Raw genomic sequence first — 13,671 nt, 5'->3', positions numbered from 1 at the left:
AATAGAAATGTTTGACCATAGGTTTAAGTTTATATTTCCAGCTTTGTTAGCCATTTATTCTTTCTTGAATATTTTGGTTCTGGAAGGAGATAGACTATACCAAGTTGAATTACCTGCGGTTAGCTTACTTTATATCATATTCTTTCTAAGCTATGCGGTATGGTTTGCCAATTTTGGCATTGAAAAATTTGTGATTAAAACCCTTCATAGTATACATCCACTTTTAGTACAATTTGGGTTCAGTATTTTTGCGGCATTATTAATCAGTTTAATGTCTGTTTATTTCACAGGTTTGATTTTGGGTGGGCCATTCACGTATTCTTGGCAAAATTTCCTCTTAACGAGTGGATTCACATTTAGAATCAACCTATTTTTGAACTGTATCAATGCCATTTATTTTTTCAGCCAAAGATTTAAAGAAAAGGCTGTAGAGGCAGAAAAACTACAAACACTCAATGTAGCTGCAAAATTGGAGTCTTTACATGGGCAGATCAATCCACATTTTTTCTTTAATAACCTCAGTGCATTATCGGTATTGATCCATCAAGACATAAAGGCAGCGGATGAGTACTTACAAAAGCTTTCAAATATCTACAGGTATATTTTGAATAATAAAGATCAAGAACTTGTAATGCTTTCGGAGGAAATGAATTTTTTGGAAAATTATATTGACCTATTGTCCATCAGGTTTCAGTCATCTTTGACCTTTAATCTTGAAGTTGACAAACAATGCACCCAATTCCTTATACCTCCCGCAGTCCTTCAGTTATTGGTCGAAAATGTGGTAAAACATAATTATTTCACCAAATCAGAACCCTTGGAAGTAGTCATTAAATCAGACTGTGAGACGATTTCAATTTTCAATAAAAAGCAATTGAAAGAAGCATTGGAATTATCAACCGGGATAGGTTTACAAAACATATCGGATCGTTATAAGTTCTTAAACTACGATGTTCTTGTTTTTGACACACCTGATTATTTTAAAGTTGAACTTCCATTGATAAAAACCCATGAAAATAGTGATCGTAGAGGACGAACCTTTGGCCTTGCAAAGAATTAAGTCCATTATTCATGAAAATAAAGTTTCCTGGGAAGTAGTTGGCGCCGCTCAAAGCATTAAAGAACTTGTTGCAATCTTTGAAAATGGTTTGGTTTTTGACCTGATGATTTGCGATATCCACCTTGCGGATGGTTCGAGTTTCAAAGCGTTTAAAGGAAGGGATATCAATTTTCCTATTATTTTTATTACTGCTTTCGATCAATACGCGCTACAGTCGTTTGAATATAATTGCATTGATTATGTTTTGAAACCCATTCAGGCAGAAAGACTTCTAAAAGCATTTGACAAACTTGAATCCCTCACTTTAAGTAATTCCCCTACCAATTTTAATTCGGAATTTGTTGAAAATTTTTTGGATACCTATTCCCAGAAAAATTTTAAAAAACGTTTCCTCTCCAAAATAGGTAATAAAATTCGATTTGTTCCTGTAGAAGATGTTGCCTATTTTTATTCGGAAGGCGGGATTACTTATCTTGTTGAGAAAGACTCTGCAAAAAAGTATATAGTTGATTTTAATTTAAGCGAACTGGAAAACCATCTTCTTGACCCAATGAGATTTTATCGTATCAACAGGTCGATGATCATCCATTTGGACAGCTTGGTGGAGATGAAGCCTTACTTCAATGGTCGTTTGATGTTATATATGAGTGCAGCCTCTGAAAACGACATCGTAGTCGCCCGCGAGCGTGTCAATGAATTTAAAAACTGGATAAACCAATAAACCATGCTAAAGATTTACATAACCACATTTTTTGCTTTTTGGATATTCTTTAATGTGAATGCACAATCAAAGGAAAGTCCAACTCTTGATTCATTGGTCAACGCAGTTGTCAATTTGGAGAAAGAGATATATGAAGTAAAGTTGAACCTACATCAATCCCAAAAACAATTGAAGACAGGTATTTTGGTAGCCACCATCGGGTATACGGTCACAATCATTGGAGGCCAATTGTTGGGAACCCGTCCAGAACTAGGAGAAGCTTTGTTGTACACTGGTGGGGCTATAGGAATTGCCGGGACAGTAGTGCTGGTAAAAGGATTTAATAAAATCAGTTTGGGTCCACCAAGAAAGCCTCGGAATTATTGAAAATTCATTGGTTTACCATCGGGTTTGTTTTTATGTCACCTCTTCCTGAGGGCCTTTTGGTGGTACCATCAATACACTTTCTTTATCGACCATAACAGCCCCAGGTGCAGAACCTTTGATTTTTCTGACATATTTTGAAGGCGTGTAAATAACCGGTGCGAGGCTATCATTTTTGTTTTTGGAATAGTAGGCTGCCAGTTCCGCAGCCCTCTCAATTACTGTTTTTGGGAAATTAATACCGGATCTATGTTTGATGAGGACATGAGAACCTGAAACATCTTTAGCATGAAGCCAAAGGTCTTCCTTCCAAGCGAAATTCCTTAACAGTTCGTCATTGCCCTTAGCGGATTTTCCCACCAAAATCTCAAAACCTTCTATTTCAAAACGCTTGTAGGGTACTTGATCTTCCTGTCCTTTAGATTTTGGGGTTAGGTGGTTTCTCTTGATAAAATCTCTTAAAGACCTGAAATCGTCAAACTCTTTTATTTCTTCTATCCATGATGTAGTTTGATCCAGAAGTTTTTCTTTTTCTATCAGGTTTTGAAAAAGTTGTTCGGTTTCCTTTTTCCTGTTCTTGGATTTCCGGTATAGGTTTTCAGCGTATTTCTGAGGTGTCTGATCTCTTTTGAGTTTGAAAAACTCCTGTTTCCCACTGTAAAAATTGAGCAGTTCGATTTCCTCTTGCCCCCTTTCAATTTGGTGTAGATTGGCCATAATGATATCAGCAGTTTGGGAAGGAGAAATCTCATTTTCCAATAATTCAAGTTTGTGGGTCGTTTTATGAATGTATGCAGCTGTCCTTTTTTTCTGGTCCTCAAGTTGTTTCAGCCAATGATTTTTTTCTTTTTCAAAAGCTTGAATGACTACCCTGTACCTAAAAAGTTCATTGCAGGCTTTGATAGGATCTTCTGTTTGAAACAATGAATCAGGTGATGGCAAAAGATTCAGCAAATATTCATTGCCCAGTTGGACAATTTGGTAAAGCGGACTTTCCAACATATCCAAAAGGTTTGTCATCAAGTGCCATTTTTCGGCTAATCCTACCTCAAGGTATCCATTGGTTTTTAACCATTCTCTAGGGATTTTTCCTAATGTAGGCAGGAATTTTGAGGCATTGCCTTCCAGGGATTGGAAGGTTTCGTAATCCAGGGTCAGCTCTTTGGCTAACTCATTTATTAGGATTTCTTTATCGTCTTTGAGTTCATTTCTGAATAAAAGACCCGGTGTTTTTGATCCGGAGTGGTAATAAAGGATATTACTGCGGGTCCCATGAAGCTTAAATAATAAGGAGCTGTTGTCGGAAAGTTTGATCAGAAAAGCCCTTTCGAATTTGATAGGATCTATGGCCATTATCTTTTTGCCGATCAATTCTGGAAAAAGTGAAACTGTATTTTTTTTACTTCTTTTGAATCCATCGGGGAAAGCCAGGCAAGAAACGGAGGGTAGTAAATTGGCTCTGATATAAGCCTCTTCATTTTGTCCTGAACAACCAACGACCAACTCATCTTTATTTTGGGAAAAACATTCCATAATTTCCATACCCACAAATTTCTTCACTAATGCTGGGATCAGGAATTTCAAAAAGTGATAATTAAAATGCATGGCTATATTTCTATTTGAAGTCCGTCATAGCCAAGACGGATATGAGGAGGCATGGTTTTCTCCACTTCATCATGTGTCCCCAATTTATGGCTGATATGGGTGAAATAGGCCCTCTCAGGTTTCAAAAAATCGACCATTTCAATGGCCTCTTTCAAAGTGAAATGGGAAATGTGATGGGTTTGCTGAAGTGCATTCAAAACAAGCACTTTTGTCCCTTTGACTTTTTCAAGCTCTTTTTCATCGATATATTTTGCATCAGTGATGTAGGTGAAGTCACCAAATCTGAACCCGAATACAGGCAAACGGTAATGCATGACCTGAACCGGGATTACTTGAATACCTTCCGCTTCAAATGGCACATTGGTGATTTCATGTGTAACTACAGACGGGACTCCTGGATACTTGACCTCTTCAAAAATGTAGGAGAATTCCCTCTTGATTTGGTCAAGCACATTTTGTGTCCCATATATCGGCATGTCCTTTTTCTGAAGGAAATTATAGGATCTGATATCGTCCAACCCAGCTGTATGATCTTTGTGTTCGTGGGTATAAAGGATGCAGTCGAGTTTTTGGATTCTTTCTCTGAGCATCTGCTGTCTGAAATCAGGACCTGTGTCAATTACGATGCTTTTTTCATTGATTTCAAGATGGATGGAGCTTCGCAATCTTTTGTCTCTATAATCCAAAGAGCTACATACCGGACAATCACAACAGATTACCGGAACGCCTTGTGAAGTACCTGTTCCTAAAAATGTGACTTTCAAAGTTTCAGTTCAGTTTGTTTCAGTTCAGAAATCAGATCCTGCAGTTTTTTATCCGAAAAATCCTTGGTGTTAAAACCAATTTCCTTGATGATATCTATCAAAGTATTGATTTTGCCATCTAGGGTGTAATATTTATTAATGATAACAATTTTGTTTTCTTTGAGAATGCAATAACCTGATTTGAAATTTCCTTTTTCATATCTCAAAATATACTCTGAGGAAGCAAATAGATTTTCAAGTTTATCCAGAAAATTTTTGGTGTACTTGATTGTCATTTCAGATCATTCTGTTGATGTTAGATGTTTTTTTACTGTTGCCAATAAATGATCATAGTCCAATGGTTTTTGGATATAATCATTTAAACCAGCTTTTTTGAAATCATCCAAAGTATAATTTTTATAATTTCCCGTAATGGCAACAATTGGAATTCCGGATTTCTTTTTGTCATCTAAAGCCCTGATGGCTTTGGTACAATCAATGCCATCCATCACAGGCATATTGATATCCATTAGTATAAGGTCAAAATCCTCTGAAGCAAGTTTGTCCAAGACCTGTTTGCCATTTTTTACGGCAGTGATATTGTATTTTTCAAACATCAACACATTTTTTGTAAGGTTGATGATAACTGAACTGTCTTCGGCTACCAGAACTTTTTTGCTTTCTGTCATGGATTTAACAATTGAGAAGTTTGTATTTTGGATTTGAATAATTGTATAAGGGTGTTCAAATATAGAGATTCTTCTAAAGTATTTTCAAAATTGAGGGTTTTTATGTTTTTTTCAAATTTTTGGCTGAAGTTATATATAGCCGTAGCACCCAAAGTCCCGGAATTTCCTTTAATAATATGTATTTTTTCCCCAATCTCATCAAATTGTTTATTTGCAATCAGATTTTCGACATCTGAAAGAATCTGCACAGATTCCTCAATGAACTCATCATAAACCGAACGGATATTTTCAGGAGTGTTAAACTTAAGAAGCTGTTTGACTACTTTAAGATCCAATTCGGAATTAGAATCCTGATCAGCAATGGACGTTAAGGCAGCATCATTTTTTCTGATGTGTTGATCGATACATTCCAAAAGTAATTTTGGCTTGATTGGTTTTGGTACAAAATCGTCAAAGCCCGCTGCTAAAAAATAATCTCTGTCACTTTCGTTAGCGTAGGCAGAGACAGCAATGATAGGACATTGACAAATCTGTTCGTTTTTGATGATTTTGAGTGTATTTATCCCATCCAAAACAATCATCTGTATGTCCATAAGGATCAAATCGAACTTCCCTTTTCTTAATTTTTCCAGTGCAACTTTGCCATTCTCTGCAGTTTCATATAGGTACAATTGGCCAATAATGTGTTCAAAAACCTTTCGGTTGAGTGCATTGTCATCCACAATCAACACCTTTGTGTTATTCATTTTATTTTATTGGTAATTTTAAAACTTACTCTGAAAACTTCTTTTCAATTTTGAATTCGAAAAATAAACATTTATTAGTAATTGCAGGTCCAACAGCTGTCGGAAAAACAGCAACTTGCATGAATCTTGCCAAATTTTTCAATACAGAAATCATTTCCGCTGATAGCAGACAGTTTTATAGGGAAATGGATTTGGGTACGGCAAAGCCAAATCAGGAAGAATTGTCTGCGGCGCCTCATCATTTTATCAATTCGCTTTCAATCTTTGAGGATTACGATGTCAAAAAATTTGAGCAGGATACATTAAGCCTTCTTCGAGACCTTTTCCAAAATCATGATTTGGTTTTAATGGTCGGTGGCTCGGGATTATACATTGATGCCGTCTGTCATGGATTTGATGACATTCCTGATATCGATCCTTCTATAAGAAGTCAATTGATACTGGATTTTAACGAAAAGGGAATCGGGTATTTGCAGCAAAAGTTGGCGGAAGAAGATCCTGTATATTATGATATTGTCGACAAAAAAAATCCTCAAAGATTGATGAGGGCATTGGAAGTTTGTATTGGTTCTGGAAAACCTTACAGTTCATTCAGAAAAAACAAAAAAGATATCCGTGACTTTCATATCATCAAGATCGGGCTTGAAAGAGACAGAGAGGAACTATACCATCGAATAGATCAAAGAATGGATTTGATGATTGAAAGTGGGTTATTTCAAGAGGCAGAGAAACTTTTTCCTGTGAGGCATTTAAACTCCTTACAAACGGTAGGTTATACTGAAATATTCGGGTTTTTGGAAGGTAAATATGACCAGAATGAAGCCATCCGCCTTTTAAAAAGAAATTCGAGAAGATATGCCAAAAGGCAATTAACTTGGTTTAAGCGGATTCCTGACATGAAATGGTTTCATCCTGATCATTATGTGGAATTGCTTGAATATATCAATACTGTAGTCACACAAATGGATAGTAAAAAGTAGCAGAAAATCATAGAATTTTATGACCCATTAAGCTGGCCACAAAACTGTAGGGCCTTTTACCAATTAGTTTATTGTATTGGGCTTTGGTAAGTTTCAATGATTGCAAGGGGGACTTTACTTCAGTTTCAAATGAAGTAACATTTTTGTCGCCAAGGGTTAATTTGGTTTTTCTATACTCTGCTTCAATCAATACAAATGTGTTGAGGTCAACATTAGGCTCAGCGTTGACATGGTTTCCGAATTTTGATAATCCCTTTATTATTGAATTTTGATATTGAAGGATTGCCTTTTTCTTTGAATTCAAAGAATTATTGACAACCATAAAGAATAAGGCTACTACCGCGGCAAGGATGATAATTAAAGGAATGTATCCCATTTTATTATTTTAGATACTTAATATTTCGATAAGTTTTAGATGGTCGCCATTGAGTGGTTTGGTTTTGCTGATACAGTCATCAAATGGTGTGTATAAGACATCTCCGCTTACCACGCCGGCCATGCAATTGGATTTTCCATCAATGAGGCCTTCAATCGCAGCCATTCCACATCTTGAAGCCAATACACGGTCACGGGCTGTAGGGTTTCCTCCTCTTTGAATATGACCCAATGTAGTAACTTTGAATTCCTTGTCCTCATCTTGGATTTTGTTTTTGACCTTTTCCATGATCTGTTCGGCACTGCCTTCTTCATCCCCCTCGGCAACTACAATGATACTTGAGGATTTGGTTTTTCGAAGGGTTTTTAAAGATTTCACAACCTTTTTGATATCTGTTTCAGTTTCCGGTACCATTACAAATTCAGCACCTCCGCCAATACCACATTCGACAGCTATATAGCCACTATCTCTTCCCATCACTTCCACAAAAAATATCCGGTCATGCGCTGCGGCTGTATCACGGATTTTATCTATGGCTTCCAAAGCTGTATTGACAGCGGTGTCAAATCCAATGGTGTAGTCTGTTCCAAATATATCATTGTCAATGGTACCGGGGCAACCTATCACCGGAATACCAAACTCTTCAAAAAATACTTTTGCTCCTGTAAATGTGCCATCACCTCCTATAGCTACCAAACCTTCGATGCCGTGGGTGCGAAGTTGGTCATAAGCTTTTTTTCTACCTTCTTTGGTCATGAATTGCTCACTTCTCGCTGATTTGAGTATGGTTCCACCTCTCTGAATAATATTGCTGACAGAATGGGAATGCATTTTTTTGATATTGCCATTTATCATCCCATCATATCCATAGCTGATCCCATAAATCTCCAATCCTTTAAAAATTGCTGTCCTGACGACTGCTCTAATACATGCATTCATTCCGGGTGCATCACCACCTGAAGTATAAACTGCTAATCTTTTCATGGTCAATAGGTCTTTCGAGCTTTAAAATTACTCATAAAAAGGTGCTTTTGTTTATTCAATCGCAAAACTTTTAACTTATTTGGAATTTGATGATTAATTGGTCTGGAGTTTCAGAATAGTGAAATGGATTGATTTGAGTGAGGTAAAAATTAACTGGTCAGCAGTTTAGGATATCCGCTGACCAGTTGTTTCAGACTGTAGTGATTTTATCTCCCAAAAGCAACACTTCATCAATCTGCACCTCTGAAATGTACTTTTTGTTTCCGTCTTTATCATTGTAAGATCGATTGACAAGTTTTCCTCCTACAGCAACCTCAGAGCCTTTGTCTGTGTATTTTTCGATGATTTCTGCAGGAAATCCCCAAGCGACTATGTTGTGCCATGTGGTTTCTTCCACTTTTTCACCCTTATTGTTTTTAAAAATTTCTTTGGTGGCCAATTTAAAATTTGCCTTGGTTGTCCCTGTGTCAAAATGTTTGACTTCTGCCTTGGCACCCAATCTCCCGATCAGCTGTACCTGATTTCTCATTCTGTTCATGATTTTTTTGTTTTGGTTTGAAAAAAGAACTTTGGTTGCCTTGTAAATATAAGCAACACAACAAATTTGAATCAAAAGGCCAAGATTAGTCGGGTTTCATTCGATTGTATCCGTTTGTAATCGTTTGTGATACGGATAATCGGAGGTTTTCTTGCCTATCATGCCTCTCAATTCGGTTTAAAACAATATTCAAAAAGGGCATTTGTCCTTTATCAAAAATCGGATGGTGGTATTCATGAAATTATTTAGCTTTAAGCATCATTCAACAAAAATATCCTTTATGAGAAAATTAATATTAATGCTCAGTCTGTTTGTCTTTTTTGAAGCCCAATTGGTGGCACAGGAAAAAACTGCCGAAAAAGCCATTCCCGAGGCAGAGGTTTTTACTTCAACACAAACTGTTAGAATCAACAATGTGACACATACCCTGAAAACCCGTGCAGGAACACTTCAGCTTAGGGATGAAAACAATGAACCAATTGCCCTTCATGGTTTTACAGCTTATTTTAAAGAAGACGGACCTTCCAAAAGACCGATTATCTTTTCTTACAACGGTGGCCCCGGGTCATCTTCCTATTGGTTGCATATGGGCGTAATGGGACCTAAGAGGATTGTGGTAGAGGATCCCGGTTACACTCCGGCTGCTCCCTATCAATTGGTCAACAATGACTTTTCGATTTTGGACGTGGCGGATGTGGTCATGATGGACCCTATTGGCACAGGTCTAAGTATGCCTATTGGCAAAGCAGAGGGGAAAGATTTCTGGGGCGTTGACCAAGATATAAGGGCGATCAGCTTATTCATTATGCAGTTTTTAAAAGAGTATGATCGATTACAGTCTCCCAAATATCTCCTTGGTGAAAGTTACGGGACTATGAGAAATGCCGGTGTGATGAGTTATCTGTTAGATAAAGGTTATGCGCTCAATGGAGTGGTAATGGTCTCCTCGGTTTTTGATATTCGCTCATTGGCTTTCCCTGTGCAGGAAAGCACTTCCTATCTTGTACATTTCCCTTCCTATGCCACTACTGCCTGGTATCATGATAAGCTGGCAAACAAGAATCCAAATCTGGAAGCCTTTGTCGATGAAGTGAGGGAATTTACAGAGCAGGAATATTTACCTGCCTTGTTTAAAGGTAGTAGGCTAAGTGATGCAGAAAAAAGCAGTGTCGCCGAAAAAATGGAAAAATACGCAGGTATACCTAAAGATATCTGGAAAAGAAATAACCTGAGAATGACCGCCAGGGAATTTTTCAATGAATTGCTCAGGGAAGAGGGCATGACTGTAGGCCGTTTGGATTCAAGGTTTAAAGGGATTAATCCTACTCCCCAAAATCAATATGCCATTACTGACCCACAAAGTGATGCCATTTCGCCGGCTTATACAGCAGGTTTTCTGGATTATTTTTACAGGGAACTTGGTGTAAGTAAAAAATTGACCTATAGAACATCAGCATACTCCGCACCCGGTTTTAAATGGGACTGGTCTCATAAAGGAAATGAAGGTTGGGGAAGCATGATTTCCGTCAATACGGCCATTGATATGGCCGATGCGATGAACAAAGATCCAAATTTGAAGGTGTTGATGATGAATGGATACTATGACTTGGCTACAGTGTTCTATGGAGTGGAACATACCATTGATCAAATGAACCTAAGACCTGAACTCAGAGACAACATCATCATGACGTATTATGAGGCAGGTCATATGTTTTACACCCACATGCCTTCTCTGGAGAAGTTTAAAAAAGATTTAGCGGATTTTATAAAAGATACCAGCAGATAACTACTTGAAAGGGATAGTTAAATAGAAAAAACTAAAGGAGGACTGAGTTCAGTCCTCCTTTTATTGTTTATGACTAATTTTAACTTCTGAATTTGTAGGATATGAAAATAAAAAATTTTGTATTTTTGATTTTTTCGAAGGTAAAATTCTAAATTTAGAAAATGTAATGACCTTTAAACATTTGGACTAAAGACTTACAGGACAACTGGAAAATATAAACCCTAATTTTTATCTAGGCACCTGAAAATTTAAATTTATAACTTAAAACCATTCTATCACCTTATGAGCAAGAAAGTATTGATTCTCACTGTGTTGATGTGCATCTCCTATCACTCACTCTTTGCACAATCCATCACCCAGACAATCAGGGGAAAAGTTATTGATACGGATGCAAAATATCCCCTGATTGGTGTGACTGTTTTGCTCGCTGATGACGGTCTGGACAAACTGGTAGGTACTGTTACGGATTTAGATGGATATTTCAGGCTTGAAGATGTGTCCTTAGGGAGGCACAATCTCAAGTTCAGTTTTATGGGATACAAGGATGTCGTACTCAGTAATCTGATCCTGACCTCCCAAAAAGAACTCATATTGGAAGTGAGTATGGAGGAAATGGCCATCTCCCTAACGGACGTAGTCGTCCGGGCTACCCGTTCAGGAGAGGCCCAAAATGAAATGGCCATAGTCAGTGCCAGGGCATTTACAGTTGAAGAAACGGACAGGTATGCAGGTAGTAGGGGAGACCCGGCTAGGATGGCATCCAATTTTGCCGGCGTACAGGGTGCAGATGACTCTCGAAACGATATTGTGATTCGGGGCAATTCACCAGGGTCGGTCTTGTGGCAATTGGAAGGCGTCAATATCCCTAACCCTAATCACTTTGGTGCTTCAGGTACTGCGGGAGGTCCGGTGAATATCATCAACAATAAAATTTTGGCAAGTTCCGATTTTTATACAGGAGCTTTTCCTGCTGAATTTGGAAATACTGTTTCAGGAGTTTTTGATCTCAAATTCAGAAAAGGCAATAATGAAAATCATGAAAAAAGCTTCCAGTTGGGATTTATGGGAGCGGAGCTATTCTTGGAAGGTCCCATAGATAAGGAAAAGAAATCCTCATATCTCATTGGGTATCGATATTCAAGTTTACAACTTTTTACTGCATTGGGAATAGATGTGGGCACCACTGCCATACCCAAGTATCAGGACTTCGCTTTCAAGGTAAATTTTCCAACAAAGAACAATGGTAACTTTTCTGTTTTTGCTGTGGGCGGCAAAAGTGATATTGCCATCAAAGTGTCTGAGGAAAACATTGCCGATAGAAACCTTTATGGTGAAAAGGACAGAGATCAGTATTTTGGATCAAGGATGGGAATTCTCGGGGTTTCTTATGAAAAGATCCTAAAAAACAACACTTTTATGAAAGCCACATTGGCTGCATCACAGGAAAATGTTTCGGCAGACCATTATTACATAGTAGGCACAGTGAAACCGGACGGATTTCTGAATATCCAGGCCATGCCTCCGATCTTGGGATATGATTTCACGACCAACAAATACTCTCAAGTTGTCAGTTTTTTCAAAAAGGTGGATAACAAAAATACCATCAATTATGGTTTTCAAAACGATATATTTCAATACAATTTCCTTGATTCTGCCCGGCAAGTGACCATTTTGCCGAATCAGGGCGGTGGGCAATTACAATTTGAAACTACCCCTTGGGCATTTCGATGGACTACCTCGGGAGATGCCGCAGTCCTTGCGCAGCCCTATGTGCAATGGAAGCATAAGGTCAATGACGAAGTATCATTTGTGGCAGGTTTGCACAGCCAGTATTTTTCATTGACCAATAGTTGGTCAATCATAGAACCTCGTGCAGGCCTGACCTGGCGTTTGCCAAATAACCAAGGGATCAATTTTGGATTGGGAATGCACAGCCAAATCCAATCTCCTTATACTTACTTTTATCAGTTTACAGATGAGGAAAGACCAGAAGCAGGTTTTAGGCAGCACAACAGGAATATGGATTTTACAAGGTCCAAGCATTTGGTATTGGGATATGATCGGATTTTGGGAACTCAAGTCAGGATGAAGTTGGAGACCTATTACCAAAGCCTCAGCAATGTACCTGTGGAAAATCGTCCTTCTTCCTTTTCATTATTAAATACTGGTGCGAGTTTCAATAGGCTTTTCCCTGAAGTGGGATTGGTCAATGCTGGTTTAGGAGAAAATTATGGTGTTGAGCTTACTATGGAAAAGTACTATAGCAAAGGTTATATGTTTCTGTTTACGGGATCACTGTTTGAAGCCCGGTACAAAGGAAGTGATGGGGTTTGGAGGGATACGGAATTCAATGGGAATTATGCCTTCAACCTGTTAGGAACCAAGGAATTTAAGACCAGAAGAGGACTTATTGGTGTAGGAACCAATCTTACAACAGCGGGTGGTAGAAGATATGGACCTGTGGATGTCATGAGGACCCAAGAGGCACAGGAAGTGATATTTGACGACGCAACAAGAAACTCCTTACAGTTTGACCCTTACTTCAGGGCAGATCTTCGGATCAATTATAGGATCAATACCAAAAAACTCAGTCATGAAATTGCTTTGGACCTGATCAATATATTAGGGACCAAAAATGTACTGAACCTTACCTGGGCCCCAAATGATATCGAGAATCCAGATCCGGAGAAATCTATTATTCAGAATTATCAGTTGGGATTTCTCCCGATCTTCTATTATAAGATTGATTTTTAGATATTAAAAGACACATTCAACATTATTAATCTTGGTAATAGAGAATAGGTAGTCATATTTTTTACAGTATTGGAAAGATTCAGAAATGTGAGTTCAGAGTTGTTAAAAATATTAGTTCCGTTGAATTGTATGTGGATACCTCTGTTTTTCCAAGGAGTATAATCAACCTGAACATCCAAAAAGTCAATCTTTCTATCTTCCCATAAAATCTGTTCATATGAAAATTTTAGCTTTAGATTTTCTAATAAATTATAGGTAATGGATCCTTGGTGATGGAAGTTAGAAATTGAAAAATTCCAATCTAAGTTCTCTGAGTTGATTCTGGA

At 37.8% G+C, this 13,671-nt stretch carries 14 protein-coding genes and 1 pseudogene; 6 read left to right on the top strand and 9 right to left on the bottom strand.

Annotation, left to right across the window (positions count from 1 at the left end):
* Positions 1–7 precede the first annotated feature (7 nt).
* Genes ACEW8U_RS03370 through ACEW8U_RS03360 form a run of 3 tightly spaced genes read left to right on the top strand, consistent with a single transcriptional unit; the run spans position 8 to position 2,147 of the window.
* The gene (locus ACEW8U_RS03370; RefSeq protein WP_373520620.1) at positions 8–1,060 is read left to right on the top strand and encodes a sensor histidine kinase; all 1,053 of its coding nucleotides are present in this window, start codon (positions 8–10) and stop codon (positions 1,058–1,060) included.
* The gene (locus ACEW8U_RS03365) at positions 1,011–1,781 is read left to right on the top strand and encodes a LytR/AlgR family response regulator transcription factor (protein WP_373520619.1); all 771 of its coding nucleotides are present in this window, start codon (positions 1,011–1,013) and stop codon (positions 1,779–1,781) included. The genes ACEW8U_RS03370 and ACEW8U_RS03365 overlap by 50 nt, the downstream gene beginning before the upstream one ends.
* A 3-nt stretch (positions 1,782–1,784) precedes the next feature.
* Positions 1,785–2,147: a hypothetical protein gene (locus ACEW8U_RS03360; RefSeq protein ID WP_373520618.1), complete on the top strand. Its 363-nt coding sequence runs from the start codon at positions 1,785–1,787 to the stop codon at positions 2,145–2,147.
* A 30-nt stretch (positions 2,148–2,177) separates the two neighbouring features.
* On the opposite strand, the gene ACEW8U_RS03355 is transcribed toward ACEW8U_RS03360, so the two are convergent.
* From ACEW8U_RS03355 to ACEW8U_RS03335, 5 genes are read right to left on the bottom strand one after another with little or no spacing between them, the layout of a single operon-like run.
* Positions 2,178–3,749, bottom strand: coding sequence for an NFACT RNA binding domain-containing protein (locus ACEW8U_RS03355; RefSeq protein WP_373520617.1), 1,572 nt, complete (start codon positions 3,747–3,749; stop codon positions 2,178–2,180).
* 2 nt (positions 3,750–3,751) lie between these two features.
* On the bottom strand, positions 3,752–4,513 hold the full coding sequence (locus ACEW8U_RS03350; RefSeq protein WP_373520616.1) for an MBL fold metallo-hydrolase: 762 nt from the start codon (positions 4,511–4,513) through the stop codon (positions 3,752–3,754).
* Complete coding sequence (locus tag ACEW8U_RS03345) at positions 4,510–4,788, bottom strand: hypothetical protein (RefSeq protein WP_373520615.1); 279 nt, start codon at positions 4,786–4,788, stop codon at positions 4,510–4,512. Before ACEW8U_RS03345 ends, ACEW8U_RS03350 begins: the two co-directional genes overlap by 4 nt.
* A gap of 6 nt (positions 4,789–4,794) precedes the next feature.
* Positions 4,795–5,181 carry a response regulator gene (locus ACEW8U_RS03340; RefSeq protein WP_373520614.1) on the bottom strand — a complete coding sequence of 129 codons (387 nt, stop codon included), beginning with the start codon at positions 5,179–5,181 and terminating at the stop codon, positions 4,795–4,797.
* On the bottom strand, positions 5,178–5,927 hold the full coding sequence (locus tag ACEW8U_RS03335; protein WP_373520613.1) for a response regulator: 750 nt from the start codon (positions 5,925–5,927) through the stop codon (positions 5,178–5,180). Before ACEW8U_RS03335 ends, ACEW8U_RS03340 begins: the two co-directional genes overlap by 4 nt.
* 50 nt (positions 5,928–5,977) lie before the next feature.
* Here ACEW8U_RS03335 and miaA point away from each other — a divergent pair, with 50 nt between their 5' ends.
* Positions 5,978–6,907 carry a tRNA (adenosine(37)-N6)-dimethylallyltransferase MiaA gene (gene miaA, locus ACEW8U_RS03330; RefSeq protein ID WP_373520612.1) on the top strand — a complete coding sequence of 310 codons (930 nt, stop codon included), beginning with the start codon at positions 5,978–5,980 and terminating at the stop codon, positions 6,905–6,907.
* Between the two features lie 7 nt (positions 6,908–6,914).
* Here the strand turns inward: miaA and ACEW8U_RS03325 are convergent, their stop codons facing one another.
* The 3 genes from ACEW8U_RS03325 to ACEW8U_RS03315 all read right to left on the bottom strand — a co-directional run bounded on the left by ACEW8U_RS03325 (position 6,915) and on the right by ACEW8U_RS03315 (position 8,805).
* A complete protein-coding gene (locus tag ACEW8U_RS03325) occupies positions 6,915–7,283 on the bottom strand; it encodes a hypothetical protein (protein WP_373520611.1) in 369 nt (122 codons plus the stop codon).
* Between the two features lie 9 nt (positions 7,284–7,292).
* Positions 7,293–8,267 carry a 6-phosphofructokinase gene (gene pfkA, locus ACEW8U_RS03320; protein WP_373520610.1) on the bottom strand — a complete coding sequence of 325 codons (975 nt, stop codon included), beginning with the start codon at positions 8,265–8,267 and terminating at the stop codon, positions 7,293–7,295.
* A 190-nt stretch (positions 8,268–8,457) separates the two neighbouring features.
* On the bottom strand, positions 8,458–8,805 hold the full coding sequence (locus ACEW8U_RS03315; RefSeq protein WP_373520609.1) for a single-stranded DNA-binding protein: 348 nt from the start codon (positions 8,803–8,805) through the stop codon (positions 8,458–8,460).
* A 280-nt stretch (positions 8,806–9,085) separates the two neighbouring features.
* On the opposite strand from ACEW8U_RS03315, the gene ACEW8U_RS03310 reads away from it, so the two are divergent.
* Both ACEW8U_RS03310 and ACEW8U_RS03305 read left to right on the top strand, forming a co-directional pair.
* Positions 9,086–10,591: a S10 family peptidase gene (locus tag ACEW8U_RS03310; RefSeq protein WP_373520608.1), complete on the top strand. Its 1,506-nt coding sequence runs from the start codon at positions 9,086–9,088 to the stop codon at positions 10,589–10,591.
* Positions 10,592–10,873: 282 nt separating this feature from the next.
* Positions 10,874–13,345: a carboxypeptidase-like regulatory domain-containing protein gene (locus tag ACEW8U_RS03305; protein ID WP_373520607.1), complete on the top strand. Its 2,472-nt coding sequence runs from the start codon at positions 10,874–10,876 to the stop codon at positions 13,343–13,345.
* Here the strand turns inward: ACEW8U_RS03305 and ACEW8U_RS03300 are convergent.
* A pseudogene (locus tag ACEW8U_RS03300) lies at positions 13,342–13,671 on the bottom strand (hypothetical protein); the annotation flags it as partial. The gene ACEW8U_RS03305 and the pseudogene ACEW8U_RS03300 sit on opposite strands and share 4 nt — an antisense overlap.

The organism is Aquiflexum sp., assembly GCF_041751335.1.
GTDB lineage: Bacteria > Bacteroidota > Bacteroidia > Cytophagales > Cyclobacteriaceae > Aquiflexum.
The sequence above is the reverse complement of the archived record's forward strand: the minus strand, read 5'-3'. Positions and strand labels throughout refer to the sequence as shown.

Bases quoted from the DNA above. Each gene is read 5' to 3' on its own strand.
- ACEW8U_RS03310 (WP_373520608.1), top strand. From the start codon at position 9,086: ATGAGAAAATTAATATTAATGCTCAGTCTGTTTGTCTTTTTTGAAGCC.
- ACEW8U_RS03305 (WP_373520607.1), top strand. From the start codon at position 10,874: ATGAGCAAGAAAGTATTGATTCTCACTGTGTTGATGTGCATCTCCTAT.
- ACEW8U_RS03360 (WP_373520618.1), top strand. From the start codon at position 1,785: ATGCTAAAGATTTACATAACCACATTTTTTGCTTTTTGGATATTCTTT.
- pfkA (WP_373520610.1), bottom strand. From the start codon at position 8,267: ATGAAAAGATTAGCAGTTTATACTTCAGGTGGTGATGCACCCGGAATG.
- ACEW8U_RS03335 (WP_373520613.1), bottom strand. From the start codon at position 5,927: ATGAATAACACAAAGGTGTTGATTGTGGATGACAATGCACTCAACCGA.
- ACEW8U_RS03345 (WP_373520615.1), bottom strand. From the start codon at position 4,788: ATGACAATCAAGTACACCAAAAATTTTCTGGATAAACTTGAAAATCTA.
- ACEW8U_RS03370 (WP_373520620.1), top strand. From the start codon at position 8: ATGTTTGACCATAGGTTTAAGTTTATATTTCCAGCTTTGTTAGCCATT.
- ACEW8U_RS03355 (WP_373520617.1), bottom strand. From the start codon at position 3,749: ATGCATTTTAATTATCACTTTTTGAAATTCCTGATCCCAGCATTAGTG.
- ACEW8U_RS03325 (WP_373520611.1), bottom strand. From the start codon at position 7,283: ATGGGATACATTCCTTTAATTATCATCCTTGCCGCGGTAGTAGCCTTA.
- ACEW8U_RS03340 (WP_373520614.1), bottom strand. From the start codon at position 5,181: ATGACAGAAAGCAAAAAAGTTCTGGTAGCCGAAGACAGTTCAGTTATC.
- ACEW8U_RS03365 (WP_373520619.1), top strand. From the start codon at position 1,011: ATGAAAATAGTGATCGTAGAGGACGAACCTTTGGCCTTGCAAAGAATT.
- ACEW8U_RS03315 (WP_373520609.1), bottom strand. From the start codon at position 8,805: ATGAACAGAATGAGAAATCAGGTACAGCTGATCGGGAGATTGGGTGCC.